This is a genomic window from Methanocalculus natronophilus (genome assembly GCF_038751955.1).
In the GTDB taxonomy this organism is placed as follows: Archaea; Halobacteriota; Methanomicrobia; order Methanomicrobiales; family Methanocorpusculaceae; genus Methanocalculus; species Methanocalculus natronophilus.
On the sequence record NZ_JBCEXH010000006.1, the window covers coordinates 1 to 26,329 of the forward strand.

The following is a 26,329-nucleotide window of genomic DNA, read 5'->3' on the forward strand; positions in this document are numbered from 1 at the left end:
ACGACCCTGAATTTCATCCCATCAAATCAGGAGGGGTGTTGTTTTGATGGCCTCACGTGATGTCCTGACAAGAACAACCATGATTATCCAGGAGGATGATACTATACGTGGGTTTTACATGAAGTTTAACGTCCTTGTCAGCGATCCGCTGGCAGAAGAAGGCATCTCAATACTCAGAGGATTCTGCAATGTTGATGAGAAGAGCGGGCTCTCCGAAGACGAACTGGTTGCTATCATCGGTCAGTATGACGCGCTCATCGTGAGATCAGGAACAGAGGTTACCGCCAGGGTGATCGACGCAGCACCGAAGATGAAATATATCGGGCGGGCAGGTGCAGGCGTGGATAACATCGATACCGATGCAGCCACCCGGAAAGGTATCATCGTCGCAAATGCTCCTGAAGGCAATACGCTTGCTGCAACCGAACACACAATGGCAATGATACTCTCTCTTGCACGAAGAATCCCGTCTGCCAATGCATCCATGAAGAAAGGCGAATGGAAACGATCCGCCTTCATGGGTGTCGAGATGAACGAGAAGGTGATCGGTATCGTTGGCTTTGGCAGGATTGGCAGGGAAGTTGCCAAACGTGCCCAGTCTTTTGATATGCGGGTTGTCGCATATGATCCCTTCATCACAGCCGAGCGGGGTGCGCAGTTTGGTGTGGAGATGATGAGTGTGGAGGATCTCTTCCGGGTTGCCGATGTTATCACTGTCCATACCCCGCTCATCAAGGAGACGAAGCACCTGATTAATGAGAAGTCCATTGCGACAATGAAGGACGGTGTCCGGATTATCAACTGCGCCCGCGGAGGAATCATTGATGAGATGGCACTTGCCGAGGCTGTGAAGAGTGGAAAGGTTGCCGGTGCAGCACTTGATGTCTTTGAGGAGGAGCCCCCGGCAAACTCGCCCCTGCTTGATCTGGATACAGTTATTGTCACCCCGCATCTTGGTGCAAGCACAGTCGAGGCGCAGAAGAATGTTGCCATCTCGATTGCACACCAGTGCATAGATGTGCTGAAAGGCGGGGCTGCGAAGTACGTGGTGAATGCACCGATGATCCCCCCAGATCTCCAGGATACCATTGAGCCGTATGCCCGCCTTGCCGAGAAGATGGGCAGGCTTGCCTCACAGGTGCTACCTGGCGCGATAACAAAAATTGATGTCACATATGCCGGTGACCTTGCAGAGATGGGGCAGAACCTGAAGTTTGTCACCCGGATGGCAATCAAGGGAATCCTTGATCCGATCCTCCAGATGCCGGTGAATATTGTCAATGCGGGATTCATCACCCGGGAGCGCGGGATTGCTGTTTCAGAGACAACTACCGAAGAGTCGCACGGGTTTAAGAACCAGATCTCCCTCACTGTCAGAACAAAGGATGGTTCCGAGACGATTATCGGGTCGGTGTTTGGGAAGGACAGGATGCGGATTGTCGGAATCGGCTCCTTTACCATGGACCTTGTACCTGAAGGGTCAGTCGTCATAGCCTACCATATCGACAGGCCGGGCGTCATCGGACCAGCAGCAACCGTGCTCGGGAAACATACCATCAATATCGCAGGAATGCAGGTTGGCAGGGTGAAAGCAGGTGAGGAAGCACTCATGGTTCTGAATGTTGATTCAGACGTCCCGGAGACGGTGATGGATGAGCTCCGCTCTGTTCCCGGGATCAACAGGGCAACCTTTGCCACCCTCTGAAGCCCCGGAAAAGCGAGGGGGTTTGGGGGGCAAAAACCAATTCTTTTATACTGCAAAAGCCAATATCGTAAGGTCGAAAACCGTGGGGCTCGTGGTCTAGCTGGTTATGACGTCGCCTTGACATGGCGGAGGTCCTGAGTTCGAATCTCAGCGAGCCCATCTTCTTTTTGCAATTAAGAGATAAATAATGATTATTTAACATAAATATCACATATTCAGGATAGAATAGTAATTTCCAGCAGAGAATGTGCCTGAAAAATAAGCCGAAAAATATATCATCCCAAACATTATAAGCAACACGCTAATGAAGACCATAAACAGCAGAGAACTGAGGGGAATTCTCGAGAACCATGAGCGCTGGACAAGCTCCGGCGGCAGAGAAGGAAAGCGTGCATCCCTGATTAAGGCAGATCTTACTGGTGCAAACCTCATCGGCGCAAACCTTTCCTATGCCGATCTTATCGAGGCCAATCTCCAGCAGGCCGATCTCTCCGGAGCAAAACTCGGGAAGGCAAATCTCTATGGTGCCAACCTCTCAGGAGCGATCCTGACAAATGCGGATCTCTTTGGTGCCAATATCAGGAATGTGGAATGGAATAAGCCAATCCAGCCAGCCGGGTATGAGAGGCGGGAGCAGGTGCAGGTGCCGCAGCAGGCAACACCACCAGCTTCCCCGGATGAGACGCAGGATCCGGGCTTTTTCGGGAGGCTGAAGAAATTCTTCTCAGGGAGCTGACTGCGACTGGTACCTGAGCCGGTTCCCCGGTATGCAGGGGTGGAGCAGCTGGCTTACCCTGCACCATCCATATAAAAAAAAAGTGCCAGGTGGATTACCTGTTTGCAACACGCGAGAGAGAATCAGAGCGCACTGCCGCTATAACCGCAGGTGATCTCGCACCGTTTCGCAGGTAAATAACGCCACACTGCTTTGACCGGCAGAGGAGTTTCTCAAGGTCGGCATCAGTCACCAGAATACCGTCATGGCCGCTTTTGTAGACAATCCGGTATCCCAGTTCGGCAAGCCGCCTGGAGACCCACATGGGATCTTCCTCAAAGAGGAAAGGATGTATCTCAACAATAATGACGCGTGGGCGGATCTCAAGTGAAGAGAGAATGGCAACCTCGGATCCCTCACAATCCAGTTCAAGCACATCGCAGTCCGGGATCTCCTCCGGGCCAACCCGGGCAGCAGATCCAAAATCCCCACCATAGACATCGATATGAGGGCCGACGACTGCATGGTGGAGCGTGCAGGTTCGGGAGATGCCTTCCCTGACACAGGTCCGGACAAGCTGGCTGATTGCCCGGTCTCCACCCTCAAAGACCTGAACCGACCCGTTTGGACCGACCCGTTTTGCGGCGGCAACAGCTGTCACCCCATCACCACCACCAATGATAACAACACGATCCCCGGATATCGTCAGCTGGTGATGGGCATGCACAATGCCCTTCTCAGAGATCCCGGGTTGTGAGACATAGCGGCAGACACCAAGGAAGAGATCCACAAAATCATTGTATTTATAAATCGTATGTGCTTCACGTATCAGACTCATATTCTTCTCTCATCTCTCTTTTTTTGGATACATCTGAGATATGTGTGCCTGGCTTCAGCGATTGCGTTGGAACAGCGTGGTACAGGCGGTGAAATCGGTTTTGACATACCAGTATATGACCACTGAGCGTATCTGCGTTTTGATCGGCAGGATTGCTGACAAAAGATATCCGTCAGGGTACGCGAACCCTGCATACGCATTGCACCATCCGTTACCTTGATGTACCAAAAGGATAGAGAGAGGGATATGGAGGTGAAGGCCTGCTGTGCCTCCTCCAGACAGGCATACACCCATTTCCACAGGGTGTGACACAGGAGTGACAGAAGATGTCAGGAGAAACAAAATATACACTGCCGCCTCTGCCATATGCAGCAGATGCACTTGAGCCCCATATCTCAAAAGAACAGCTCACTATCCACCATGACAAACACCACATGGCATATGTGAACGGGGCGAACGCCAATCTGGTCGCACTTGAAGAAGGGCGGAAACAGGGAGCGGATCTGAATATGAAAGCCGTCTTAAAGGATCTCTCCTGGAACTTCGGCGGTCACTATCTCCACTCGCTCTTCTGGAGCAACCTTGCACCCGCAGGCGCCGGTGGCGGTGGAGAGCCGAAAGGAGCCGTTGCAGAAGAGATCAAGGCTGAGTTTGGCAGTTTCGACCGCTTTAAAAAGGAGTTTACGCAGGCAGCAGCTACTGTTGAAGGATCTGGCTGGGCTGCACTGACCAGGTGCCCCCTCACCCGGCGCCTCCAGATCATGCAGATAGAGAAGCACAACACCAATGTCTTCCCATCCTGCCCGGTTCTGCTGGTGCTCGATCTCTTCGAGCATGCATACTATCTTGATTACAAAAATGACCGTGCCGCATTCATTCAGGCCTTCTGGAACATCGTCAACTGGGACGAGGTGAACAGGAGGATCTAACCCCCCCCCTTTTTTCTCTGACATGCTCTGCGAGGGATGAGTGTTGGTGAAGAAAAAACAGTCACAATCCCGTCTGAAGAGGCATACGGGTCATGGGATGAAGAGAGGGTGCTTGTACTCCCCCGTGACATGGTGCCAGACGAGGTTGCAGTCGTTGGACAGTCTCTCTACCAGCCACAGGGAGTTGTCATTTCCGTTGATGACGAAGCAGTTGTTATCGACCAGAACCACCACCTGGCAGGCGAAGATCTGACCTTCACCATAACACTTGTTGAGATCCTCTGAATTCCGCCCCCCACTTTTTTGTTCCAGCTGATCTGGAACCAGAAGAACCATATCCACTCACGTGCAGTAACTATGACAGAGGGATTACCTATGGACAAAATAATAGAAGACGGCTTTACCCGACTCACCGAGACAATAAAGGAGCTGGATACAAAAGCCGATGAACTTGATGCAGCAATCAGATCAGATCTCGCCGGGCTTCTTGAAAGGATGGCAGCAAAGGCAACACCGCTTGTTGGAAAAATTGGAAACGAGCTCCTTGATAAGAGCAAACAGGATGCAAAAGGCGACCTGTACGATTCCCGCCACTATGAGATGAAGATGATTCTCCTTGGGCGTTCTGACGAACCGGCAGCATACAGGCCGGATGATATGATGAAGAAAGTCAGCAGGCAGTTCTGCATCCTCAGGGAAGACGGTGTCATTGCGGAGCTGATGTACTCTGATGATGGATTTATCATCGACAGCTACATCAACCCGCTGACCCCTGAAGAGGCAATCGATCTCTATGGCCCGGGAGTCATCTTCATGCTCTACCGCGCACTGCTGGAGTATGGGAATCTGGAAGAGGAGTTGGTACAGGCACTCGAAAAGACGCTCTCTTTTATCCAGCAAGAAAAAGAGGCGTGAATTTTTTTATTTTTTTATACATCTATTTTCCCCAGCCAAAGAGCGGGATCATTGGTTTAAGTGGATCATAGGCCTCACCATCAAGTGAGGAGAGAGGATAGGAGTGCGTTATAGGCTGGCTGCTTGTTCCATCTGAGTACTGGGCAACTGCTTTTGCCTTTTCCAGCATTTTATCGAGAGTATAGACATATTCTTCGTCAGGCGCGAGTTCCCGTACCTCAAACTCAATATCATGCGGAACAAGCGCCACCTGAATTGCTTTTGCAGGAGCGGTGCCGACATTTCTAACAATAACCGACTTTGCATCCTCTGCCAGCGAACAGACCACGTGCGGCTGGGATGCTGAATCATGCATAATCCAGAGTGACATATACAGAACACCGACCAGGACTATGGCAAAGAACGAGAGATAAAGGTCAATAAAGGCAAGCCCGATACAGGCTATTGCCCCTCCCACAATAAGAAGACGTTGCCGCGAATCCATAGTGGTATTCTCTATCCAGAGAATATAAGCAATGTGGAATACTTTTTCTGTTGAAAAACAGGAGTGGGCCCGATGCGATTCGAACGCATGACCTCTCGGTTATCAGCCGAGCGCACCACCGGGCTATGCTACGGGCCCAAATATTACCTTAATACATTCTCATTTGCTGCATTTATAGCTTGCCAATGAACCCCGAATCCAGCACCCCCGATCCGGGCAGTAAAAGATCCCGGAGTATCCATGGATTGTACTACCATTTTGTTATTTATGGTCAGAAGACGAGATAGTGAGCATACACGTGCCGGAGGATTTGATGAAGAGACGATATCTCCTTGGAAATATGGCAATAGCACATGCATGCAGAGAAGCAGGCGTTGATTTTGTCTGTGGATACCCCGGAACTCCCTCATCAGAGATCATTGACACACTGAGGCAGGTGCAGAACCCCGGTTTCCATCTCGAATGGTCGATTAATGAGAAGATTGCATATGAAAATGCACTCGGTGCTGCATGGTGCGGCTGCCGCGCACTTGTCACCATGAAACATGTTGGTGTCAATGTCGCAGCTGATCCCCTCATGACAAGCAGCTATACCGGAGTCACCGGCGGGTTTGTTCTTCTTGCAGCAGACGATCCATTCGCCCACAGTTCCCAGAACGAACAGGACTCACGGATATATGCCTCTTTTGCCGGAATACCATGTATCGATCCATCCGGAATCCAGGAAGCCCATGATGCAATTACCGATGCGTTTGAACTTTCAGAAGAGTTCGGGCTGCCGGTAATGGTGCGTCCCACCACACGGATCTGTCACAGCAAGGCGGATGTTCTCCTTGGAGAACTCTCAGAGACGCGGAGAACGGGATCATTCACCAAAAACCCAAAACAGTATGTCGTTATTCCGGCACACACCCGCATTCTCCACCGTGAGCTGATCGAAAAACAACCCGGAATCATAAAGCGGCTTGGAGAGTGTAATTTCAATACCGCAGAGATCAGGGGGGAGAAGGCGGTGATTGCTGGTGGAATATCCGCAGCATATGCACGTGAAACTGTCCCGGAGGATATTTCACTTGCAACCATAGCCGCCTACCCGATAGACGAGGAGTGGCTCTCTGACTTTGTATCCCGGCACACCGAGATCCTGGTTATTGAGGAGATGATGCCGGTCATCGAGAGCGCAGTCAGGGAAGCAGCCTCAAACCAGAAAATCTACGGGAAGAAGAACGGATACCTCCCCTATGATGGTGAGTTTTCACCTGCCACAGTCGCAAAAGCCCTTGCCGCGTGCGGCTTTATTGAGGAAAACCCCTACCTGGCCGTGCAGCCAGCAGAAAACCTCCCCATAAGGCCACCGATCATGTGTGCAGGCTGTATGCACCGCTCCACATTTTTTGCGATGAAGAAGGTCTTCAAAGACGGTATCTTCCCAAGCGACATCGGGTGCTATACCCTTGGCCTGCAGCTTGGCGCAGTCGATACCACCATCTGCATGGGAGCAGCCATCACGGTTGCAAGCGGTATCAACCTCTCCGGGGAGAGCCGGGATGTGGTCTGCACCATCGGAGACTCCACGTTCCTCCATACAGGCGTCCCAGGACTCATCAATGCGGTCTATAATGGATCGGATATTGTTGTTATTATCCTGGACAACCGGATCACCGCGATGACGGGCCACCAGCCCAACCCAAATACCGGCCAGACCGCATGCGGTACACAGAGCCCGCCTCTCTCACTTGAGGCACTCTGCCGCTCCTGTGGCGTCTCTGTTGTTGAAACGGTTGACCCCTATGATCTCACCAATCTGCTTGAGACGATGAAGAAGGTCAAGGCCGGGCGTGGTGTCCGGGTGGTCATCGCCCGCCAGCCATGCGTCATTGTTTCAAAGCGGGAGGGTGTGAAGCGGCGGCGGTATATGGTTGAGGAAGAGACCTGCACCAGCTGCCGGCTCTGCGTCAGGTACGGGTGTCCCGCAATCGAGTACCATGAGGAGAAGGCATCAGTCAATGATCTCTGCATGGGATGCGGCGTCTGTGCAGACATCTGTCCTGAAGGTGCAATCAGGCAGGAGGTGAAGAGATGAATCCGGGTTTTGATATCATGATCGTCGGTATCGGCGGGCAGGGAACCATCCTCGCCTCAAACGTGCTCGGCGAGGCATGCCTGATCGAGGGGAGAAGCGTCCGTGGAGCAGAAACGCATGGTATGGCACAGCGGGGAGGATCTGTCGAGAGCCAGATCAGGATCGGCGGCATACACGGGCCCCTCATCGTCCCGGGTACTGCTGACCTCTTAATTGCCTTTGATCTCCTTGAAGCGGTCAGGTACCGGCATTTCCTCAAGCCCGGCAGGAAGATGATCGTCAACAGCCAGCTCGTGCTCCCGACATCTGCCTTTACATCTGAACAGGCAATCCTGACGGCAGCAGATATCACAGACATGCTCAGCGGCCCTGAAACAACCATCGTCGATGCAACCGCCATCGCAACCGCTGCAGGCAGTCCTCTTGCCGCAAATATCGCACTTCTCGGCGCAGCCTCACATGCAATACCCCTTGACACAGAATCGCTTCTGGAAGGCGTCAGGCGGTGCGTACCGCAGAAGACCATTGCCATCAATGAGCAGGCATTCCTTGATGGAAGAGCTGTGCTGCAGCCCTGAAGAAGAGAGCCATTCCATCCTTTTTTTGAGAGAGCCGGAACCCGGGATGTCGGGAGATGGTGTTCTGGCGTCAATGAGTGAAAATAAGCTGGGTTCTATCGTATAGCAATCCATGGACCCGGCGGGATTTGAACCCGCGGCCTTTACGTTGCGAACGTAACGATCTACCCCTGATCTACGAGCCCCTGGCAAAAAGATTAGAGAATAATCTCTATATCTAATTTCTCTGCCAGTTCTTTATATCTATTCCGAATCGTCACCTCTGTGACGCCCGCAACCTCGGCAACTTCACGCTGGGTTCTCCGCTCCCCTGAGAGGATTGAGCTGATGTAGATGGCAGCAGCCGCAACACCGGTTGGTCCGCGTCCGCTTGTCAGTTCACGCTCACCCGCCTGCCGGAGGATCTCAACAGCCCTGCTCTGGACCTCGCCTTTCAGGGTCAGCCCTGAGCAGAACCGGGGCACGTAGTCGATCGGTGAGGTCGGGAGGAGTTTCAGACCCAGTTCACGGGAGATGAACCGGTATGTCCTGCCGATCTCTTTCCGTGAGACACGGGATACCTCTGCAATCTCATCAAGTGTCCGCGGGACGCTGCACTGCCTGCAGGCCGCATACAGGGCTGCTGCTGCAACACCTTCAATCGATCTGCCGCGGATCAGGTTCTTGTCAACGGCATCACGGTACACGACTGCGGCGGTCTCCCTGACATTCCGGGGCAGACCAAGCGCAGATGCCATCCTGTCAAGTTCAGAGAGGGCAAATGCCAGGTTTCTCTCGGTTGCATTCGAGACACGGATACGCCGCTGCCATTTACGGAGACGGTACAGCTGTGCCCGGTTCTTCGAAGAGATCGCCCTTCCGTAGCTGTCACGGTTTCTCCAGTCGATCATCGTCGAGAGACCTTTGTCATGGATGGTAAAGGTCATCGGTGCACCCACACGTGACCGCTTCATCCGCTGATCATGGTCAAACGCACGCCATTCAGGACCACGGTCGATGAAATCGTCATCAAGCACAAGTCCACAGCTCTGGCAGACGAGTTCGGCACGCTCATAGTCATGGATGAGCTGCCTGCTCCCACACTCGGGGCAGACAGTCTGGATATGCTCCTCGTGCTTCTGCTTCTCCTGGACAACTGCCTTTTGACGCTGCTTAAGTGCTTCACGTTCAGATTTAAGTTGTTTTAATTTCTCTATTTCCTGCATGGCTTCACCCTCTCCTTCATATAGAGTTTCTCTCCTTCAAGGACGCGGCAATCATTTCTGCAGATGATCGTCGCATATGGAGCTGCAATATTTCCAAATAGATCGACAATTCGGCCAACAGGCTTCATGCGGCTGTCCACCACATCGCAGAAAAGCGGGGGCAGCTGGCCTGCATCACACCCTGCAACGAGGAGGCGACGACCAGATACACTATGTATTCGACCTGCAAATTTCAAAATATAACCTCATGTTGGAGATCCGAATACAATTCGGAAGCTATATATAATTATACATTTGACTTCAGATATATTTAAAAGTATCGTAAAACTATAAACGTGAGAACCGTCTGATGAGGTCCGGATCAGGGGCCAGCACGCGTTCTGCCTCCTCTTCGGTCAGTCCGGCGCCCCTCGCGACAAGCCATTTTGCAGTTGAATCCAGAAGATCGCGCGGTTCATGCGCATCAGACTGCACAAGCATCCTGCACCCGGTATCCCGTGCAACCTTCACCAGGTGGCCATTTGTCCGATTATGCCCATTTCTGGAGGTTATTTCAAGATAGATGTCATTTTCAGCAGCAATGCTGGCATCTTCATGCGAGATCAGACCAGGATGCACGAGTATATCCACATCCGGAGCCCGGACAGCAGCCTCATTTGTTCCCCCGGCTACCGGTTCGACAGTGGTTTCCCCGTGAACCAGGACAAGATCCGCACCAAGCTCTTTTGCCTGCCGTGCAATCCCCGGTATCTCTTCCGGGGGGACATGGGTTATTTCCACACCGCAGAAGAGATTCACCCCAAAGAGCGAGGCAGATGGCTTCAGGCGGGAGACGGAATCGATCACATGGTGGAGGTTTGTTGCATCGACATGGTCAGAGATGGCAACAGTTGAATACCCAAGAACCGCCATCCTCCTGATCAGTTCAATTGGCAGCATACCACCATCCGAGAGGGTGGTATGGCAGTGAAAATCGTACATTCCCGTCATTGTTTCTCAGAAAGTTTCCTGGCAATTTTTCGTAACAGCTGCTCTTTGCTCCCCTTCCATTCGAGGACAAGGCGCCCCTCGCGCCTGAACCATTGGGCAGGATGGGAATGTGGTTCGATGACTGCGTCCGCAATTCCAAGGCGGCGCACCACCCGTTCCAGCTCCTGCACCTTTGGAGCAGCCTTCTGGGTATATTTCCTGCTGACCCGCCTCCCCTCTGCCCGGGAGAGCGAACCATCAAAGTAACAGGGATATATGATCCTGCTGGTTCCCATACCCAGTACATCCGCGATGAACCTATAAACAGATCGCGCCTAGTACCTATATGCATCACATCGACGTCCATATGGAAAAGGACATATTCGATGGGAATACCCGTCTTGCAGAAGCAAATGCACGCCACCTGAAGGAACACGGTGTCAGGGCATTTGATCTGCTTGGAGCGATTGGATCAGGCAAGACCGCGCTCATCGAGAAGATGGTTCCCCTCCTTCAGGCACGAGGTCTCCGCCCGGCAGCCATTGCAGGCGATGTCTACGGGGATGACGATTTCCAGAGGATTGTAACAACCGGTATCCCGGCATATAACGCAAACACCGGGAAAGAATGCCATCTTGACGCGCACCTGGTCAGACACGGCCTTGAGCACCTTCCTCTCGATGATATAGACGTGCTCTTTATCGAGAACGTCGGGAACATGGTCTGCCCGACAGACTTCGCCCTTGGTGCGGAGAAGCGGATCATCGTCATCTCCTCAACCGAAGGCGACGATGTCGTGAACAAGCACCCGATGATGTTCCGGGGCGGCGATATCGCGGTCATCAATAAAGTCGATCTGGCACCGCTGATCGGATCCGACCTCTCTCGTGTAGAACAGGACATTCGGAAATACAACCCCGAAATGCCGATATTCAGGACGAATCTCAAGACGGGAGACGGAACAGAAGAGCTGCTCTCTGCCATTCTTGCAGAGTGAGAACGCCAAAAGCCCATACCTAAAGTTAAATACCTCTCAGAGTGAAATATAGAGAACTCTACTTGGGAATACCCTGAGACGAAATAGCATCAGTAACGAGGAGAATCAATGCTCTGGCAAGGAAGATCAGTAAGAAAGCCATCAGGCGGACGATACCACTACGCCGCTGGCAAGAAGCGTTTTGAGATCGGCAGATCACCTGCGGATACCGTCATTGGTGAGAACCGGAACCGTATCATCCGCACCCGCGGGGGAAGCACAAAGGTGCGCGCACTCCGTTGTGAATTCGCCTCTGTCTCGGACAGAAAAACCGGCATCACTAAGAAAGTGGCAATCGAAAAAGTTGAGGCAAACACCGCAAACCCAAACTACGTCAGGAGAAACCTCCTCACCAAAGGAGCGATCATCAGGACAGAAATCGGGCGCGCCCAGATTGTCTCCCGTCCAAGCCAGGACGGCACAGTCAACGCAGTTCTGATTGAATAAATCAATAAACACTTTTTTCTCAATCAGAACAACCCGGTTGTATCAGCAGATCATCGACAGGATCATCTGGCACGACACATACTGCTTGCCGAGACAGAACGCTTCCCTCAGGGGATAGGGTTTTAGCATTGTATCATCCCATATACGGATAGTATGCGTCGAATCTCCTACCAGTTTCCAAACCGTTGTGATCTCGTCTTCGATCACGACACGCCGTTTTCACATGCGATTGCTGCTATCTGCAGAATGGATGGAAAACAAACCAATTTCAGAACCGACATGGGACTATTCAAACGGGAAATGAAGGTCGATATCGCCTCTGAGAAGACCGGGTTTGAACCGGTCAGAACAGATAACGAGTTCATCTCCGGGATCAGCGAGCGCGCAGACTTCACACTCAGGATCAATGACACGCTCCTCAAGGGTGAAGGCCGCTATCCGGCAGCAGAATATACATTTCTCCTCCGCGTCGATGACCATGGCAGCAGAGTTGAATGTTTTGTCATCCAGCAGGGGAGATCCGGCGAGATCGACTCTCTTGATCTGAAGAACATGCTCAAAGGTGCTCTCGGGTGAGCCTGAAGACTGTTGTCGCAGCTGCCTTCAAACATCTCAGGAAAGATAAGCTCCAGAAGGTCGAGTTCATCTATTACATCTCGATAGACCGGAAGTGGATGAATAAAGACCAGGCGGCACTCCTCCTTGAGCGGGCACGCGAGGACGATCTGATCACCCAGCGTGACGGTGCGTGGGTTCCGACATTCGATCCCGAGGATGTTGAGATACCGCTTGGATTCAGGCCAACTGCTGACGTCCTGGAGAGCCGTGGAGCCCTCGAAGAGCTGGTTGCAGACATCGCAAAACAAACCGGCACCGATCAGAAATCCATCTATGCGGAGATGAACACCATCATCAGGGATGGTTTCGCAGGAAAACTCCTCCCTGAAGCAGCAGTTGTCATCATTGCGCGCCGGTACCGGGTGCCATGTGATAACTACATTGACGAGCTGCGTAAAGAGGTTGTGAAAGAAAGCCTGCTTGAAAAAAGATGAGATTGGAGATACAATACAAAGGCTTATTCAGCCTTTGCTTCCTCTTTTGCACCGAGAATCTCATCAAGTGATGTGGCGCCGTATTCAACGACCTTCACATTGACCTGGACAAAGTCTCCGGTAATCTCTGATCCACGCACGGTCTTTCGCCGCCGCTCACCGCGCTTTACCGGGTTAAAGCCGACGCCGCCACCAACAAGGAGGGCACGGCGGGCAGATCCCGGAAGACCTTTTCGTGCAGGAATTCCGGTTCTGTCACTACCGCCGGTAATCTCAATTTTATACCCGTCAAGGCCGATTGCCCCGCCGTCGATCTGCGAAGAGATCGCCTTTCCGATAAAGGCGCCAGCCGCACCCCCACTTGCCACCGTATTATAGGATCTGCCTGTTTTGGGGTCGGACACTACGATTTTAAAGTCTACCATATATTGATACAACTCCTTGTTCTATTCCGAAGCCGAAGTACCCATAATATTTGAGTGTCCGGGTTAATACTACTTGCCCCAGAAGGGGTTCTCCTTCCTCCTGATCATCGCATATTCAGAGAGAGCTTCCTGTGAACTGATGTTGATGTGGGAGAGCATCTCGCGTTCGAGCACCTTCACATGCCGTTCAGGTATCTCCACGTACAGGACATCACCCACATTGATCTGTCGTCCAACCGTCGGCCCGTCAATTGAGACTGCAATCTCCATTCCTTCCTTTGCCTCGGTTACGGTATCGCCCTTGTCCTGCATCATCTTCAGTGTGCCGACTGACCGACCCTGCATGTTCATCAGATCAACCTTTGGCCGGAGCAGACCGGCAAGAACCCTGACACCAACAACAGCAGGGCCGCTCTGGCGGAAGGTACAGTCCGGAAGAAGCTGGATCTTTGCAGGCATCACAACTGCCTCGAACTGCTGGGCTTCACGCCTCCGGATCTCCTCGTCACGCCATTCGATATACTCATCGATAACCCTGTAGATAATATTCCCCGAGAAGACCGCAATATCCGAATACCGGGGATGTTTGAGCATTTCATTGACATCCGGAAGGATATCGGTATTAAAACAGAGGATCACTTTATGCAGCGGATCACGCATCGTTTCAAGCTCAATGATATCATGCCTTGAGACCGGGCCGACATCGGCACGCATGATCTCGATCTCCTTGGCTTCCAGCTCTTTTGAGAGCGCCTCAAGCGCACCGATGGTATCTGCCTTGATGCTGATACCAAGGCCGGAGAGGGTGATATTTGCCGACTCCATCTCCTGCTCAATAAACCTGATCACCTCGTCCTTGTTCCCCTTGATAACGCGGAGCGGCGATCCCGAGATGACATCATCGAGGTTTGGGGCAGAGAGCTTGATCCCGGATGCCGCAGTCACTGCCTTCACCCGTTCAAACCGGTCCTCAAGGAGGATCTCCTGCATGGGACGTGGCTTCAAAAGTGATCTGACCTTTGTGATGATACACCCGTCTGCACCGGCAACAGCTATCTCATCACCCACCGAGAGCGTACCGTCATAGAGGATCAGATCAAGCGTCATGCCAAGGCCCTTCTCTTCCTTCACCTCAAGGATAGTTCCCTGCCCCGGCCCGTCTGCGGTGATCTTCAGAGATTCCGTCAGGTACCGCTGTGCAAGGCCGATCATCACCATCAGGAGATCAGGAACGCCCTCACCGGTGATCCCCGATGATGGAACAATGGCAATGTTTCTGGCAAAGTCACGGACACGATCGTAGCGTTCAGAATTGAACCCGAGATCCGAGAGCATACCAACGAGTTCGTAGAGACGGGTCTCAAGAATCCCCTGCACACGCTCATTCTGCCTGGCAAAGGTCTTCTGGAATGGTTCATTCTCGTGTACTCGCCATCCCGGTATCCTGTCAACCTTTGTCGCTGCAATCACAAACGGTGTCTTTGAATTCCTGAGGATCTGGAGAGCCTCCTGGGTCTGCTGTTTGAAGCCCTCGTTGATATCAACAACAAGGATCGCAATCTCAGCCAGAGCCCCGCCCCGTGCGCGGAGCGTGGTAAAGGCACGGTGGCCGGGCGTATCAATAAAGAGCAGGCCGGGGATATTGATCTCGGTCGTCTCTGTCAGTCCGCTCATCTTCCGGATCGATTCTATCGGAATTAAGGTCGCCCCGATATGCTGTGTAATAGCTCCTGCTTCAGAAGCAACGACCTGGGAGCCCCGTATCTTATCCAAAAGCGATGTCTTCCCGTGATCGACGTGCCCGAGAACGCAGACGATAGGTGTTCTGATGTTTTTCTGTGCCATATCTGGTTGCCCCTCCAAAAAGCCGTGAGATACCGGGTAATCCCAAAAAGTGATACTCTATAGTGCAGTCTGAGTATTAATATTCTTGGAAGACCCGGAATACCCCAACAGGTACAACCCCTGGGACGGGGCTCCAATAGAGTTGTTCCGTTAGCTTAAATAGTGTTTACCAACAACAATAAAGAGCATTTATGCTAGGGTAGGGTAGCTGGACATCCTATAGGACTGTGGATCCTTTGACCCGGGTTCGAGTCCCGGCCCTGGCCTGAATCACCTGTTTTAAAGCCCAGGCACAAACTTTTCCAAGACCTCCCATGACGCATACGCTCAGGGCATGATCCCCTCTGAAGCAGAGACGCATCATCCGGAATACCCGGTTTCTCACCCTCCCGGCATCTCACCTTGTGCGAGACTGTTGCGAGACTGTTGCGAGACCTTTTGCGATACTTATAAGACGCATGATGTTCCTTCATCGCTGTGTGCGATGCCGATAGCTGGTGAATCGGACGCGTGCTGGAGTGATAAGGTATGTCTGATGGAGAGAAGAAACCAAAACCGCAGCTCATCGGAGATAAGATGGAGACCTGCGAGATCGACCGTGCGAAGATGGCGCTCATGAACCCAAAAGTCATTCAGCAGAAGGTCGAAGAGCGGACGATTGATGAACTGGCAAAGAAATCAATTGAACACTGCCTGAAAGAGGGGCTCGAGACGGTCTGGGACCGAAGCGAGATGCAGGAGCCTGCCTGTAAATGGTGTGTAACCGGCCTCTCATGCGCCCGCTGCACAATGGGCCCCTGCCGGATCATCCCTGAGAAGAACCGGGTACGCGGCGTCTGCGGGGCAGATGCCGATCTGATTGTTGCACGAAACCTGCTTGACACGCTTGCAACAGGTGCCGCGTCACACTCGGATCATGGCAGGGAGATCGTCGAGACCCTGCTCCTCGTCGGCAAGGGTGAAGCACAGGGCTATACCATAACCGATCCCGAGAAACTCTTTGCACTTGCCGAAGAGTACAACATCCCGACAGATAAGGAGGCAACCGAGGTTGCGCACGATCTGGCACTTGCCCTGCTTGAAGAGTTTGGGACCATCAAAGGCGAGATCGAATTCTGCCGCCGTGCGCCGGAAGCAACCTATACAATCTGGAAAGAGACCGGCATCCTTCCACGGGGTGTTGACCGCGAGATCGTTGAGGCGATGCACAGAATCCAGATGGGCGTCGGCGCCCACTATGCAAACATCCTCCTTCACGGGCTCAGGTGCGCACTGGCTGACGGATGGGGGGGATCCATGATGGGAACAGAGATCTCAGATGTCCTCTTTGGAACACCGACACCCTGTGAGTCAAGCATCAACCTCGGTGTCATAAAAGAAGATCAGGTGAATATCGCGCTCCATGGCCACAACCCGATGCTCTCGGAGATGATAGTCCAGGCAGCAGAAAGCGATGAAATGCAGAAGCTCGCAACGGAAAACGGGGCAGCCGGCATCAACCTCGTCGGGCTCTGCTGCACCGGAAACGAGCTCCTGATGCGGCGGGGAGTGCCGATGGCAGGCAATCACTTCAACCAGGAGCTCGTCATCGCAACCGGTGCACTCGACACAATGGTTGTCGATTACCAGTGCATCTTCCCCTCGCTTCCGCGAACCGCAAGCTGCTACCATACACAGATCATCTCGACAAGCCCAAAAGCAAAGGTACCCGGCTCGTACTACGTGGAGTTCTCTGCAGAGAACGCAACCGAAGCAGCCGATACGATCGTCAGATCAGCTGTCCGGAACTACAGGAACCGGAACGGTGAGAAGATCCACATACCGGGAAAGCCGGTTGCAGTCCATGCAGGGTTCTCGGTTGAGGCGATCACTGAAGCCCTTGGGGGCAGCCTCCAGCCGCTTGTTGATGCGGTGGCAGACGGCAGGATCCGCGGCGCAGTCGGGATTGTCGGGTGCAATAACCCAAAGATCAAGCATGACTATGGCCATGTCACCCTCTCAAAAGAGCTGATCAAACATGATATCCTCTGTGTCGAGACCGGATGTGCAGCTGTTGCGTCCGGAAAAGCCGGGCTGCTCACCCCGGATGCTGCCTTCCTCGCAGGTGACGGGTTAAAGGCCGTCTGCAAGGCTGTCGGCATCCCGCCTGTCCTGCACATGGGATCCTGTGTCGACTGTTCACGGATACTCGTCCTCCTCGCCGCACTTGGGAACACGCTTGGTGTTGGGATCCACCAGCTCCCGGTTGCAGGCGCAGCACCCGAGTGGTACTCCCAGAAGGCTGTTGCCATCGGTGCATACTTTGTCGCATCCGGTGTCTACACCGTCCTTGGACCCATGCCGAACATCACAGGCAGCCAGGCAGTCGTCGATCTGCTGACAACCGGGTTACATGATGTCGTGCATGCATCATTTGCAGTTGAACCCGATCCCGTGAAGGCAGCAGAGCTGATTATTGACCATATCGAAGAGAAGAGGAAGGCGCTTGGCATCTGAGAAGAGGAGAAGTCCCCGGAGAAGGCTCCAGAAAAGACAAACCGGACCCCTCCCCGGGATCCGGGTGATCGTCAGCGGAAAAGGCGGTGTCGGCAAGACCACCGTCACCGCTCTTCTCGCAGGCAGACTCGCAGAAGACGGAATCTCTGTCCTTGCAATTGATGCAGACCCACAGGAGGATCTCGCTCACCTGCTCGGACATTCAACAGACAATATCATCCCCATCACAAAGAACAGGGTATATATCGAGGAGAAAATCGGCAGGGGCGGGATCATCAATCTCAACCCTGATCTCTCGGATATTGCAGACCGCTGTGCTGTCCGGACAGATGATGGGATCTCCCTCCTCGTGATGGGAACAGTTGCTTCAGCTGGCGGCGGGTGCCTCTGCCCTGAGAACACCCTGGTCTCCCAGATCGTCCGCCAGGTGAAAGTGAGCGAGGGGGAGGCAGTTCTGATGGACACACCAGCAGGCCTCGAACACTTCGGCCGGGGTCTTGGCAGGGGGTTTTCAGACCTGATTTCTGTATCAGAACCTAACCGGAATGCACTCAGGACCGCATGCAGGACAGCGCACCTTGCATCGGAAATCGGCATTATGAACTGCAGGCTCGTCATCAACAAGGTCAGGGACGATGAAGAGTACCAAACAGCACTGGCAGTGCTTGGAGATGATCACCCTTTCTCTATAATCTACAGGATACCGTATTTTGACGGGCTTGCTTCATCAGAGTCGCTCCGGGCACTCACACAGTCTGCCGGCCCAGACGTTGCAGAGACCATTGCAGAGATTGCAGGCACACTGCTTGGGGAATAAGAAAAAAATGAGATTCAGACCAGGGTCGCGGACTCGATCCTGACCTCGGTCTTTGGTCGATCATGCCGATCAGTCTTTGTCTTGCCGATGTCATTGACAACTTCCATCCCCTCGACAACCTGGCCAAAGACCGGGTGTTTTGAGTCAAGATAGTTGTTGTTGACCAGGTTGATGAAGAACTGGCTGCCACCGGTATTTGGGCCTGCATTTGCCATGGCAAGTGTCCCCCGCATGTTCTTCCTTGTTGGAGAGAATTCGTCTTTGATGGTGTATCCCGGGCCTCCGGTGCCGGTGCCGGTCGGATCTCCGCCCTGGATCATAAAGCCTGCGATCACCCGGTGAAAGATAACGCCATTGTAGAAGCCTTTCCGGACAAGATCGGCAAAGTTTCCTGCGGTCACCGGCATGTCATCAAAGAGTTCGATGGTAATATCGCCCATCGTGGTCTTCAGGAGAACCTTCTGCCCTTTCTGCAGTTCAGTCATGCAGGATACGTTGGCTCCAGGGATCAATAATGGTTCTTACCCACAACTCTTTTTAAGGCAAAAAACAAGGGAGGCATATATGGTGCGGTTGATATGGTTCGCAGTAATTCTGGTTATCGCTTGTGTAGCCACCGCTCTCTGTACAGGAGTTGAGGACGGGGAAACAGAAACGCTTAACGAAGGCAGAATCTCGCTTCCGCAGCCTGATCTCACCGGAACGGCAACCCTTGAGGAAGCACTCCGGGAACGGAGATCGGTTCGATCCTATACAGATGACCCCCTGAAACCAACTGAACTCTCCATCCTCCTCTGGAGCATGCAGGGGATAACCGATCCCCGCGGATTCAGGACAGCGCCGTCTGCCGGTGCACTCTATCCCCTGGAAGTGACCGTGGCAGTCGGGAAGGTGGACGGGATCGCACCCGGAGCATACCGGTACCACCCTGATACGCATGATCTTGAGATGATCCATGACAGGGACATACGATCAGATCTGGCTGCTGCATCCCTTGGCCAGCAGATGCCAGCAGAAGCACCGGTAACATTTGTGATCTCAGGAATCTATGAGCGGACACGGGGGCGGTATGGAGACCGGGCAGAACGATATACCTGGATGGAGGCAGGCCATGTCTCCCAGAACTGTTACCTGGTTGCAGCATCACATGGGCTTGGGACAGTTGCTATCGGTGCTTTTGACGAAGCTGCCGTCCAGGAACTGATGGGGCTGCCAGGTGACGAGATCCCCCTCTACCTGATGCCTGTTGGGAGAATCTGATGAACTGGCGATATTTCATCACCCTTTTCTTCCTGGTTATCCTTTTCAGTACAGCTTCTGCTCTTGAAGGAGATGAGATCGAGGATATCATCGACCCGATACTGAATGCCGATCTGAGATCTCCTGGGATCTTTGGTGCGGTCGTTTCAGTTGTCATTGATGGCGAGATCGTCTTCATCCGTGGATATGGGACAGCCGATGTGGACGGAACATACCCGCTTGATCCGCATCAGACGCTTCTCCCAATCGGATCAGTCTCAAAACTCTTCACCTGGGAGGCACTCCACCTCCTTGCTGATGAGGGGAGGGTGGATTTTGAGTCTGATGTGAATACGTATCTGAACGAACCGATCATCAAAGAGACCTACCCTGAGCCGATCACCCTCCACCACCTGGTGACCCATACCGCAGGGCTTGACGAGGTGGCAAGCGGTATATTCACGCAGAACCCTGATGAGATCCTCCCTTCATTTGATGCATATGCCCGGATACAGCCGAATCGCGTCCGCCCTCCAGGCAGGATCGCCGCGTATTCAAATATCGGAGGATCACTTGGCGGAGCAGTCATAGAGGCAGTCTCAAAAGAGTCCTATGAAACATATGTGACACGTGAGATCCTTGAGCCTGCCAATATGAGGTCGACTGCGGTCAGCGAGCCAATGAATGAAGACCTTGCCCGGCATTCTCCGGGAACAGTTCTTACCGAAGGAATTCCCGTCTATTCGAGATACCCGCCATCCGGGGGGATTCATTCGACCGCATACGATATGGGCCTCTATATGATCCACCGGATGGAAGCAGGCAATGGTGCATACCAGCAGGCATTCACCCATGACGAGCGGCTCTCCGGCATCACCGCCGGGGGGTTCAATGAACGGCTTGTGAAAGGGAACCGGGTGCTCTGGCATGCAGGCGACGTCCCCGGCACCTCCACCCTCCTTGCAATCGTTCCGGACCAGGATATCGGCATCTACGTCTGCTATACCGGCACAGACGGTCCCGGAGAGCGGTTAAACCTCATGAACGCCTTTCTGATGAGCGTGCTTCCTGAAGAGGGGCGTGCTGAGGTACATGAGCCGGTTCCGGGACCAAAAGATGCATATGCCGGCAGATATCTCTCGTCCCGCACCCCGGCTGACGGGTTTGAGAGGATGGTGCTGATCCTTGGACGCGACGAGGTGTTCACCAGGGTTGTTGCAGACGGTGAAGAGATACTCATTGGTGCTGCCCGGTATAGCGAGATCGAGCCCGGCTATTTTGTCGGGAGAAACACCCATGATCGGCTGGTCTTTGCGGAGATTGATGGAGAAGAGTGGCTCTTCATGGACAGTCTCCCGACAATCGGGTGGAAGCGGGCACCCTTGTCCCTGGCTCCAGAACTCCACACCCTGCTCCTCCTCTTCTTCGGAGGGATCTTTCTCTCAGGCGCCGTGATCGGGGGAAAGCGGGTCAGGGAGACAGATGATCGGGAAACGAAGAAGACGCTCATCCTTATCACTGGTGTCGCAGGCAGCGCTATCCTCTTCCTGCTGCTCTTCTTCGGATCGATCCAGTTTTTCGGCCTCCTCTTCGGCACACCACCATTCTTTTCGGTGATACGCGCCATACCCATCCTGACAGCCGGAGCAACGGGTCTTTTGCTCCTGCACCTGCGACACCAGCGAGATGCTGCTGGCATGCTGATTGCGGGAGTCTCTATCCTCTTTTTGATCTGGCTGCATTTCTGGGGCATGCTGCTTCCCGTTTAGGATCAGATAAGCCACCAGCCTTTTTCCGTGAGAAGATACCGGACCGGCAGTTCCCCGGAACCACCCGGACAGCCGCAGCAGCCTGGACAGAGATCTGGAGATTCAGCATCATGGGTGCATCCGGAATCCCGTTGAAGGTAGCCCATATGCACCAACATCTCAAGCCGCTCATGCAGTTGTCCGGTTGTGATACCGAGGCTCGCAGCAAGCAGGGGGATGGCAACCCCTTCGTAAATTTTTTTTCGAGAGCTCGAGGAAACCGAAGAGAAGTGTCAGCCGGTTGACAAGAAGGACAAACCCGGCTGCAGGATCACCTGAGATCCCAAGGGAACTCAAAGGTTGCAATCCCCGGCAAGCCAGCCGCAATGAATGCAGCTATATATCTGGTGCAGGAGTTATAGTCCGGGTACTGAAGAGATAGAAGGTCACGCCTGCTGAGAGCAGAAGCGGAATCCAGAACGTGATCACCCGTGACAGTATTGCAATAGAGAATGCTTCAGGAAGGAGCAGGCCGCCTGAGACAAGGACAAGCACCATCGTCCCCTCAAATGTCACAAGACCTCCCGGGAGGAGCGGTACCATGCTGACAAGATAGGCGGTAAAGGTGGCGATGATGATGACAGGAATACTGATCTCATACCCAAGGAGAAGAGAGACGATATACACCTTGACCGGATAGAAGACCCAGACAACCAGTGCCAGCAGGAAGAGAGCAACATGTTTTTTTGAGTCCTTCAGAAGATGCCGCGACTCGTCTGCTGCTTCTCCAATGAACCCGGCTGCCCTGCGCCAGCAGGAAGAGAGTTTTGTGAAGACCGGAATGGAGCCTGTGGAAATCCCAGATACAGGAGTTCCCGGGCTGCCTGCATCTTTTCTCTGATACCGGAAGAAGAGCGGGAAGAGGAGTGTCAGCAGCAGGACTCCGGCAAAAGCAAGGTAGACAACCCCGGGAAGGGTTATGGAGGTGAATGCCAGTCCAAGCGTGACCAGGCTTATAGCCAGAAACGGGAGGAAATAGTAGAATTTACTGACGATGGCAACCGCTGCAAGTTCGCTGTATGAGAGGCCGGTCTCCTGTTTCATCAGGTAGATCTTCATCGTCTCCCCCCCGATCTTCACTGACGGCGTGATACTCTCGACAAAGACCCCGGCCATACTGATGAGAAAGACCGGGAAGAGCCGGACGCTGTCACTCTTCTGCCTGAGCAGGAAGAACCAGATATATGCCGTCAGCAGAAGCGTGAAGAGCTGGAGTGCGGTGAGCAGCACCAGTCCGGAGAGAGTCATCCTGCCTGCGATGGTCGATATTTCCTCTATTCCAATGGCATACAATGCAACCGTGATGATCAGAACACCAAGAGCCAAGAGATGTGTCCGCTTCAGTTTCATTTTTTTCAGATCACCATGAAGAAAGCGCCGGTATGTGCGATGAGGCCGCCAATGAAGAATGCAAGCACTGTCGTGATAACAAATGTCAGCAGTGCAAAGTACGCACCGAATTCACGGTACAGTATCGCCATCATCGCAATGCATGGAACATAATACAGGGCAACAACTGCCCCGACCACCAGCTGGAGAACCGAGAGATTCATGTCAAGCAGGGGAAGGACGGTTAATTCTCTCCTGAATATCCCAAGAAGAAGCGGTACAGCAGCCTCTTCCGGCAGCCGAAGCCAGCCTGTCACAAGCGGGCTCATGAAGGTGCCAAGCCTGGCCATCCAGCCTGTTTCATAGAGGATGGCAGCAACTGCAACACCTCCAACAACAGCCGGGACAGCTTCAACAAGATAGTGCCTGGTCTGCACCCACATCTTCTTCCCGATCATCCTGGCACGGGGCATCAGGAGATCGGGCATCTCCATAACCATCGGCATCGTTCTTCCCGGAATAAGACGGTTGAGGATGACGCCGGATGCAATCAGCGTCACAAACGAGAGAAAGGCGACAAATACAAGTGCAAGTGGTGATTGTGCTGCAAGAAGCGAGATGAATGCTCCCGTCTGGGCGATGCACGGAATACTGATCGAGGCCATCAGCGCAACCATCAGGCGGTTTTTCCGTGACGCGAGGGCACGGGTTGAGATGATCGCCGGGATACCGCACCCGTACCCGAGGAGGAGCGGGATGATTGAAGGCCCTGAGAGACCGATTTTTGTCAGAAGACCGTCCAGCATCACCCCAAGGCGCGGCAGGTAACCGCTGTCCTCAAGGATGCAGAGCGCAAGGTAGAACGAGAGCACATACGGCATGATCAGGGTCAGGGGCCATTCGATACCCTTGGTCAGGAAACCATAGTCTCCAACCAGGATATTCCGGAGAAGACCGGGATCAACCAGGGCATCCACGCCGGTAACAATCAGGGGGATGATGAAGTCACGGACAATCGGCAGGAGGATAAACTGGCGCAGACCCATACCAAGACCAAGCACGATTCCAAAGACCGAGGCCATCACCAGAAGAGCGATGAGAATACCCGGCCAGGGTCGCATCGAGGCATCTCCAATCCTGTCCCGAAGCCGTTCCTTTGAACCACCCCTCCGCTGTATCACCCTGTTTTTGATGGATTCGGCGAGTTCCCATGATGCGTCCTGTCGCCTGCCGGGTTCAGGCAGATCCCCGGAGAGGGCAGCTGAAATCCGATCCCGGAGTTCATCGACACCATCCCCGTCGAGTGCAATTGTTGTCAGGACAGGTACACCAAGTTCCTTGGAGAGTGCGTCTGAGTCGAGATGAAGGCCCCGCTCCCTGCAGAGATCCATCCTGTTGACGACAACGAGAGTCGGCAGTCCAAACTCAAGCACCTGGAGAGCAAGGAATATGCTGGACTCAAGATGTGACGCATCCAGGACACAGACGACAAGATCCGGTCTCTTTTCAAGAAAAGCAACCGCCACCTCCTCGGCTTCGTTGGAGGCTGTTAAGGTATAGGTTCCCGGGGTATCAACAATATGTGCCCGGATATCCCCAAACCGTGCAATACCTTCGGTATAATCAACGGTTGTGCCGGGATAATTGGCCATCCCCACATGGATTCCGCTTAACCTGTTGAAGATGACACTTTTACCGATATTTGGCGGACCGATGAGCAGTACCTGGCTTTCCCTGGCCTGGTTCGTCCGCCTGTGCTGATCCGGGTTAGCTCCGTTCATTCTTCAACATAGATTTCGCGTGCGAACTCACGGGCAAGAGCGATCCGCCGTCCTTCGACCTCAACCACAAGGGGGCCGCCAAAGGGATGGCGGCAGTGGATGGTTACCTCTTTACCCGGACGGAGGCCAAGAGGCGAGATAACAGGGTGGCTGGGCGCTTTGACCACCCTGACCGGCGTTTCAAGGTGATGATCGTCAAGGACAAGGCATTCCTCACATGAGCAGAGGGACCCGGGATGATCCACACAGTAATCACATGCGCAGCTCCTCTCGATGCAGACAGCCTCCTTCACCCGGTCTATTGGTATAGCATGGAAGGGGCCGTCATAGCCGAACTGCTCCGGTATAATCCGGGAGTAAAGAGATGCGAGTCTGCTATCACTTCGCGGGTTCCGATAGATGAGTTTTGCTCCATTCCGCATATGCCCAAGGAGGTGAAGAACAACAGCCTCTTTCGGGCCGACATTGAGGGAGACCCAGACTGCATCATAATCAGAGGGATCGCAGTTCGCTCCATTCAGGCACTCAAACGTGACATCCGCATCCGGAGAGTGGTGCCTGACATAGCGCTCTGCAGCAAGAAGGGCAGACTGATCGCTGTCAATTGCGGTGACTGAGAAGCCCTTCTCTGCAAGATGAAGTGCGGTATAGGGGAGTGCACCGCACCCGACATGGAGGATACGTGATCCTTCCCTGAGATCGGCAAGCCCAATCTCGGAATCAACGACACTGCTGTAGAGCCGCGCTGCATAGAGATGCCCAATACCCGGCCACCTGCTTAAGAAGGACTCAATGCTCTTTGTCAGTCTGCCAATCCGGGGAAATGATCTGATCGTGTGCTTCAGAGCAAAGGTCTGTTCAACATTATTCATGTGTTCTGCCTCCTGTTGCTCCCCATGTAGAGGAGAGATTTATTGAAAGTCTTCATATTCTGATCTATCCAGGCATCAAACCGGACGCTCTCCGGAAGGGCGTCATACCTGTTTTTGAAGGAAGGACTCGGACTCCTGAAGACATACCGGGATGTATCGCCCCCGGTCTCCCGGAGTTTTTTGAGTATCTCCTCCTTGGGATTTGCCTGGAGTGCGACAATTGCGGCGTCAAATCCCGTTGGAATATCCAGTGCCGCATCGGCGAGGACAATGTTGATGCTATCCTGGAGATGCAGCCGGCTGATACAGTCCCGTGCACATCTCACTGCAGCCGGATCACAGTCAAGAGCTGTCACCTTCACACCCGCCTGCCTCGCAAGATGAATCGCTGTGAATGGAACGGAACCACACCCGATATTCAGCACATGCTCGCCGCTTCTGATACCTGCAAGTGTGATCTCTTTTGCGACAACATCGCGGTAGGGGTGGGAGTACAGCTCGGAGACTGCCACACTCCTGCTTGCGATCTTCTCAAGTGCAATTGTTATCCGTGCCACAAGTGATCGGTATCTCTGGCTGTCTCCCCCACGCTGCGGTATATGGGAGTACGGTGAATATGCATACTGCTGATCGACTGACCCGGACTGCTTCATTACCATAGATATATCTTGTTTGGTTTGAATAAACACAATTCGAACATTATTCGGATGAGGAGATCGGGATCGAAACTCTTTCGGTTTTGTACGCGATACCCGAAGTTT

General features: G+C 53.3%; 29 protein-coding genes and 4 tRNA genes. 17 read left to right on the forward strand and 16 right to left on the reverse strand.

Annotated elements, in window-relative coordinates:
- Positions 1–118: 118 nt before the first annotated feature.
- The 3 genes from serA (at position 119) to ABCO64_RS07510 (ending at position 2,441) form a co-directional block, all read left to right on the forward strand.
- Positions 119–1,705 carry a phosphoglycerate dehydrogenase gene (gene serA / locus ABCO64_RS07500; protein ID WP_253459411.1) on the forward strand — a complete coding sequence of 529 codons (1,587 nt, stop codon included), beginning with the start codon at positions 119–121 and terminating at the stop codon, positions 1,703–1,705.
- An 85-nt stretch (positions 1,706–1,790) separates the two neighbouring features.
- Positions 1,791–1,864 (forward strand) — tRNA-Val (locus ABCO64_RS07505).
- A 145-nt stretch (positions 1,865–2,009) separates the two neighbouring features.
- Positions 2,010–2,441: a pentapeptide repeat-containing protein gene (locus tag ABCO64_RS07510; protein ID WP_253459005.1), complete on the forward strand. Its 432-nt coding sequence runs from the start codon at positions 2,010–2,012 to the stop codon at positions 2,439–2,441.
- Positions 2,442–2,535: 94 nt separating this feature from the next.
- On the opposite strand, the gene ABCO64_RS07515 is transcribed toward ABCO64_RS07510, so the two are convergent.
- Positions 2,536–3,258: an FkbM family methyltransferase gene (locus ABCO64_RS07515; RefSeq protein ID WP_253459008.1), complete on the reverse strand. Its 723-nt coding sequence runs from the start codon at positions 3,256–3,258 to the stop codon at positions 2,536–2,538.
- Between the two features lie 326 nt (positions 3,259–3,584).
- Here ABCO64_RS07515 and ABCO64_RS07520 point away from each other — a divergent pair, with 326 nt between their 5' ends.
- From ABCO64_RS07520 to ABCO64_RS07530, 3 genes are all read left to right on the forward strand, one after another.
- Positions 3,585–4,187, forward strand: a complete 603-nt coding sequence (locus ABCO64_RS07520; protein ID WP_253459011.1) for a superoxide dismutase — start codon at positions 3,585–3,587, stop codon at positions 4,185–4,187.
- A gap of 36 nt (positions 4,188–4,223) precedes the next feature.
- Positions 4,224–4,472 (forward strand): FKBP-type peptidyl-prolyl cis-trans isomerase, encoded by a 249-nt coding sequence (locus ABCO64_RS07525; protein WP_253459014.1) that lies wholly within the window; start codon positions 4,224–4,226, stop codon positions 4,470–4,472.
- A 90-nt stretch (positions 4,473–4,562) separates the two neighbouring features.
- A complete protein-coding gene (locus tag ABCO64_RS07530) occupies positions 4,563–5,102 on the forward strand; it encodes a hypothetical protein (RefSeq protein ID WP_253459017.1) in 540 nt (179 codons plus the stop codon).
- A 22-nt stretch (positions 5,103–5,124) separates the two neighbouring features.
- Here ABCO64_RS07530 and ABCO64_RS07535 read toward each other — a convergent pair whose 3' ends face one another.
- The gene (locus tag ABCO64_RS07535) at positions 5,125–5,586 is read right to left on the reverse strand and encodes a hypothetical protein (protein WP_253459020.1); all 462 of its coding nucleotides are present in this window, start codon (positions 5,584–5,586) and stop codon (positions 5,125–5,127) included.
- A 64-nt stretch (positions 5,587–5,650) separates the two neighbouring features.
- Positions 5,651–5,724, reverse strand: a tRNA-Ile gene (locus ABCO64_RS07540).
- A 175-nt stretch (positions 5,725–5,899) separates the two neighbouring features.
- Between ABCO64_RS07540 and iorA the strand changes: the two genes are divergently transcribed.
- Positions 5,900–7,669, forward strand: coding sequence for an indolepyruvate ferredoxin oxidoreductase subunit alpha (iorA, locus tag ABCO64_RS07545; protein WP_253459023.1), 1,770 nt, complete (start codon positions 5,900–5,902; stop codon positions 7,667–7,669).
- Positions 7,666–8,247, forward strand: coding sequence for an indolepyruvate oxidoreductase subunit beta (locus ABCO64_RS07550; protein ID WP_253459026.1), 582 nt, complete (start codon positions 7,666–7,668; stop codon positions 8,245–8,247). The genes iorA and ABCO64_RS07550 overlap by 4 nt, the downstream gene beginning before the upstream one ends.
- A gap of 113 nt (positions 8,248–8,360) precedes the next feature.
- Here the strand turns inward: ABCO64_RS07550 and ABCO64_RS07555 are convergent.
- From ABCO64_RS07555 to ABCO64_RS07575, 5 genes are all read right to left on the reverse strand, one after another.
- A tRNA-Ala gene (locus tag ABCO64_RS07555) sits at positions 8,361–8,432 on the reverse strand.
- Positions 8,433–8,444: 12 nt separating this feature from the next.
- Complete coding sequence (locus tag ABCO64_RS07560) at positions 8,445–9,452, reverse strand: transcription initiation factor IIB (RefSeq protein WP_253459029.1); 1,008 nt, start codon at positions 9,450–9,452, stop codon at positions 8,445–8,447.
- A complete protein-coding gene (locus ABCO64_RS07565; protein WP_253459032.1) occupies positions 9,440–9,688 on the reverse strand; it encodes an H/ACA ribonucleoprotein complex subunit GAR1 in 249 nt (82 codons plus the stop codon). Before ABCO64_RS07565 ends, ABCO64_RS07560 begins: the two co-directional genes overlap by 13 nt.
- 91 nt (positions 9,689–9,779) lie before the next feature.
- On the reverse strand, positions 9,780–10,442 hold the full coding sequence (locus ABCO64_RS07570; RefSeq protein ID WP_253459035.1) for a histidinol phosphate phosphatase domain-containing protein: 663 nt from the start codon (positions 10,440–10,442) through the stop codon (positions 9,780–9,782).
- Entirely contained in the window at positions 10,439–10,717 is a 279-nt protein-coding gene (locus ABCO64_RS07575) for a signal recognition particle subunit SRP19/SEC65 family protein (protein ID WP_253459038.1), read from the reverse strand. Before ABCO64_RS07575 ends, ABCO64_RS07570 begins: the two co-directional genes overlap by 4 nt.
- Positions 10,718–10,767: 50 nt before the next feature.
- On the opposite strand from ABCO64_RS07575, the gene hypB reads away from it, so the two are divergent.
- The 4 genes from hypB to ABCO64_RS07595 all read left to right on the forward strand — a co-directional run bounded on the left by hypB (position 10,768) and on the right by ABCO64_RS07595 (position 12,956).
- On the forward strand, positions 10,768–11,418 hold the full coding sequence (gene hypB / locus ABCO64_RS07580) for a hydrogenase nickel incorporation protein HypB (RefSeq protein WP_253459042.1): 651 nt from the start codon (positions 10,768–10,770) through the stop codon (positions 11,416–11,418).
- A gap of 108 nt (positions 11,419–11,526) precedes the next feature.
- Positions 11,527–11,904, forward strand: coding sequence for a 30S ribosomal protein S8e (locus ABCO64_RS07585; RefSeq protein ID WP_253459045.1), 378 nt, complete (start codon positions 11,527–11,529; stop codon positions 11,902–11,904).
- Positions 11,905–12,057: 153 nt separating this feature from the next.
- Positions 12,058–12,480, forward strand: coding sequence for a hypothetical protein (locus tag ABCO64_RS07590; RefSeq protein WP_253459048.1), 423 nt, complete (start codon positions 12,058–12,060; stop codon positions 12,478–12,480).
- Positions 12,477–12,956 (forward strand): DUF2240 family protein, encoded by a 480-nt coding sequence (locus tag ABCO64_RS07595; RefSeq protein ID WP_253459052.1) that lies wholly within the window; start codon positions 12,477–12,479, stop codon positions 12,954–12,956. Before ABCO64_RS07590 ends, ABCO64_RS07595 begins: the two co-directional genes overlap by 4 nt.
- A 23-nt stretch (positions 12,957–12,979) precedes the next feature.
- Here ABCO64_RS07595 and ABCO64_RS07600 read toward each other — a convergent pair whose 3' ends face one another.
- Positions 12,980–13,381, reverse strand: coding sequence for a 30S ribosomal protein S6e (locus ABCO64_RS07600; RefSeq protein WP_253459055.1), 402 nt, complete (start codon positions 13,379–13,381; stop codon positions 12,980–12,982).
- 69 nt (positions 13,382–13,450) lie between these two features.
- Positions 13,451–15,226 carry a translation initiation factor IF-2 gene (gene infB / locus ABCO64_RS07605; protein WP_253459058.1) on the reverse strand — a complete coding sequence of 592 codons (1,776 nt, stop codon included), beginning with the start codon at positions 15,224–15,226 and terminating at the stop codon, positions 13,451–13,453.
- A 193-nt stretch (positions 15,227–15,419) separates the two neighbouring features.
- Here infB and ABCO64_RS07610 point away from each other — a divergent pair.
- The 3 genes from ABCO64_RS07610 to ABCO64_RS07620 all read left to right on the forward strand — a co-directional run bounded on the left by ABCO64_RS07610 (position 15,420) and on the right by ABCO64_RS07620 (position 18,539).
- Positions 15,420–15,492, forward strand: a tRNA-His gene (locus ABCO64_RS07610).
- A gap of 262 nt (positions 15,493–15,754) precedes the next feature.
- Entirely contained in the window at positions 15,755–17,722 is a 1,968-nt protein-coding gene (cooS, locus tag ABCO64_RS07615; RefSeq protein WP_253459061.1) for an anaerobic carbon-monoxide dehydrogenase catalytic subunit, read from the forward strand.
- Positions 17,712–18,539, forward strand: a complete 828-nt coding sequence (locus ABCO64_RS07620; protein ID WP_253459064.1) for an ATP-binding protein — start codon at positions 17,712–17,714, stop codon at positions 18,537–18,539. The genes cooS and ABCO64_RS07620 overlap by 11 nt, the downstream gene beginning before the upstream one ends.
- 14 nt (positions 18,540–18,553) lie before the next feature.
- On the opposite strand, the gene ABCO64_RS07625 is transcribed toward ABCO64_RS07620, so the two are convergent.
- Positions 18,554–19,024 (reverse strand): peptidylprolyl isomerase, encoded by a 471-nt coding sequence (locus ABCO64_RS07625; RefSeq protein WP_253459067.1) that lies wholly within the window; start codon positions 19,022–19,024, stop codon positions 18,554–18,556.
- Between the two features lie 79 nt (positions 19,025–19,103).
- On the opposite strand from ABCO64_RS07625, the gene ABCO64_RS07630 reads away from it, so the two are divergent.
- Together ABCO64_RS07630 and ABCO64_RS07635 are read left to right on the forward strand one after the other, a co-directional pair.
- A complete protein-coding gene (locus ABCO64_RS07630) occupies positions 19,104–19,799 on the forward strand; it encodes a SagB/ThcOx family dehydrogenase (RefSeq protein ID WP_253459072.1) in 696 nt (231 codons plus the stop codon).
- Positions 19,799–21,547, forward strand: coding sequence for a serine hydrolase domain-containing protein (locus ABCO64_RS07635; RefSeq protein ID WP_253459075.1), 1,749 nt, complete (start codon positions 19,799–19,801; stop codon positions 21,545–21,547). Before ABCO64_RS07630 ends, ABCO64_RS07635 begins: the two co-directional genes overlap by 1 nt.
- Positions 21,548–21,549: 2 nt before the next feature.
- On the opposite strand, the gene ABCO64_RS07640 is transcribed toward ABCO64_RS07635, so the two are convergent.
- The 5 genes from ABCO64_RS07640 to ABCO64_RS07660 form a co-directional block, all read right to left on the reverse strand.
- The gene (locus ABCO64_RS07640) at positions 21,550–21,693 is read right to left on the reverse strand and encodes a hypothetical protein (protein ID WP_253459078.1); all 144 of its coding nucleotides are present in this window, start codon (positions 21,691–21,693) and stop codon (positions 21,550–21,552) included.
- 229 nt (positions 21,694–21,922) lie between these two features.
- Positions 21,923–22,936, reverse strand: a complete 1,014-nt coding sequence (locus ABCO64_RS07645) for a flippase-like domain-containing protein (RefSeq protein WP_253459081.1) — start codon at positions 22,934–22,936, stop codon at positions 21,923–21,925.
- 5 nt (positions 22,937–22,941) lie between these two features.
- A complete protein-coding gene (locus tag ABCO64_RS07650) occupies positions 22,942–24,696 on the reverse strand; it encodes a ferrous iron transporter B (RefSeq protein ID WP_253459084.1) in 1,755 nt (584 codons plus the stop codon).
- Entirely contained in the window at positions 24,693–25,568 is an 876-nt protein-coding gene (locus ABCO64_RS07655; protein ID WP_253459087.1) for a nicotianamine synthase family protein, read from the reverse strand. The genes ABCO64_RS07650 and ABCO64_RS07655 overlap by 4 nt, the downstream gene beginning before the upstream one ends.
- Positions 25,565–26,221, reverse strand: coding sequence for an SAM-dependent methyltransferase (locus tag ABCO64_RS07660; RefSeq protein ID WP_253459089.1), 657 nt, complete (start codon positions 26,219–26,221; stop codon positions 25,565–25,567). The genes ABCO64_RS07655 and ABCO64_RS07660 overlap by 4 nt, the downstream gene beginning before the upstream one ends.
- Positions 26,222–26,329 lie beyond the last annotated feature (108 nt).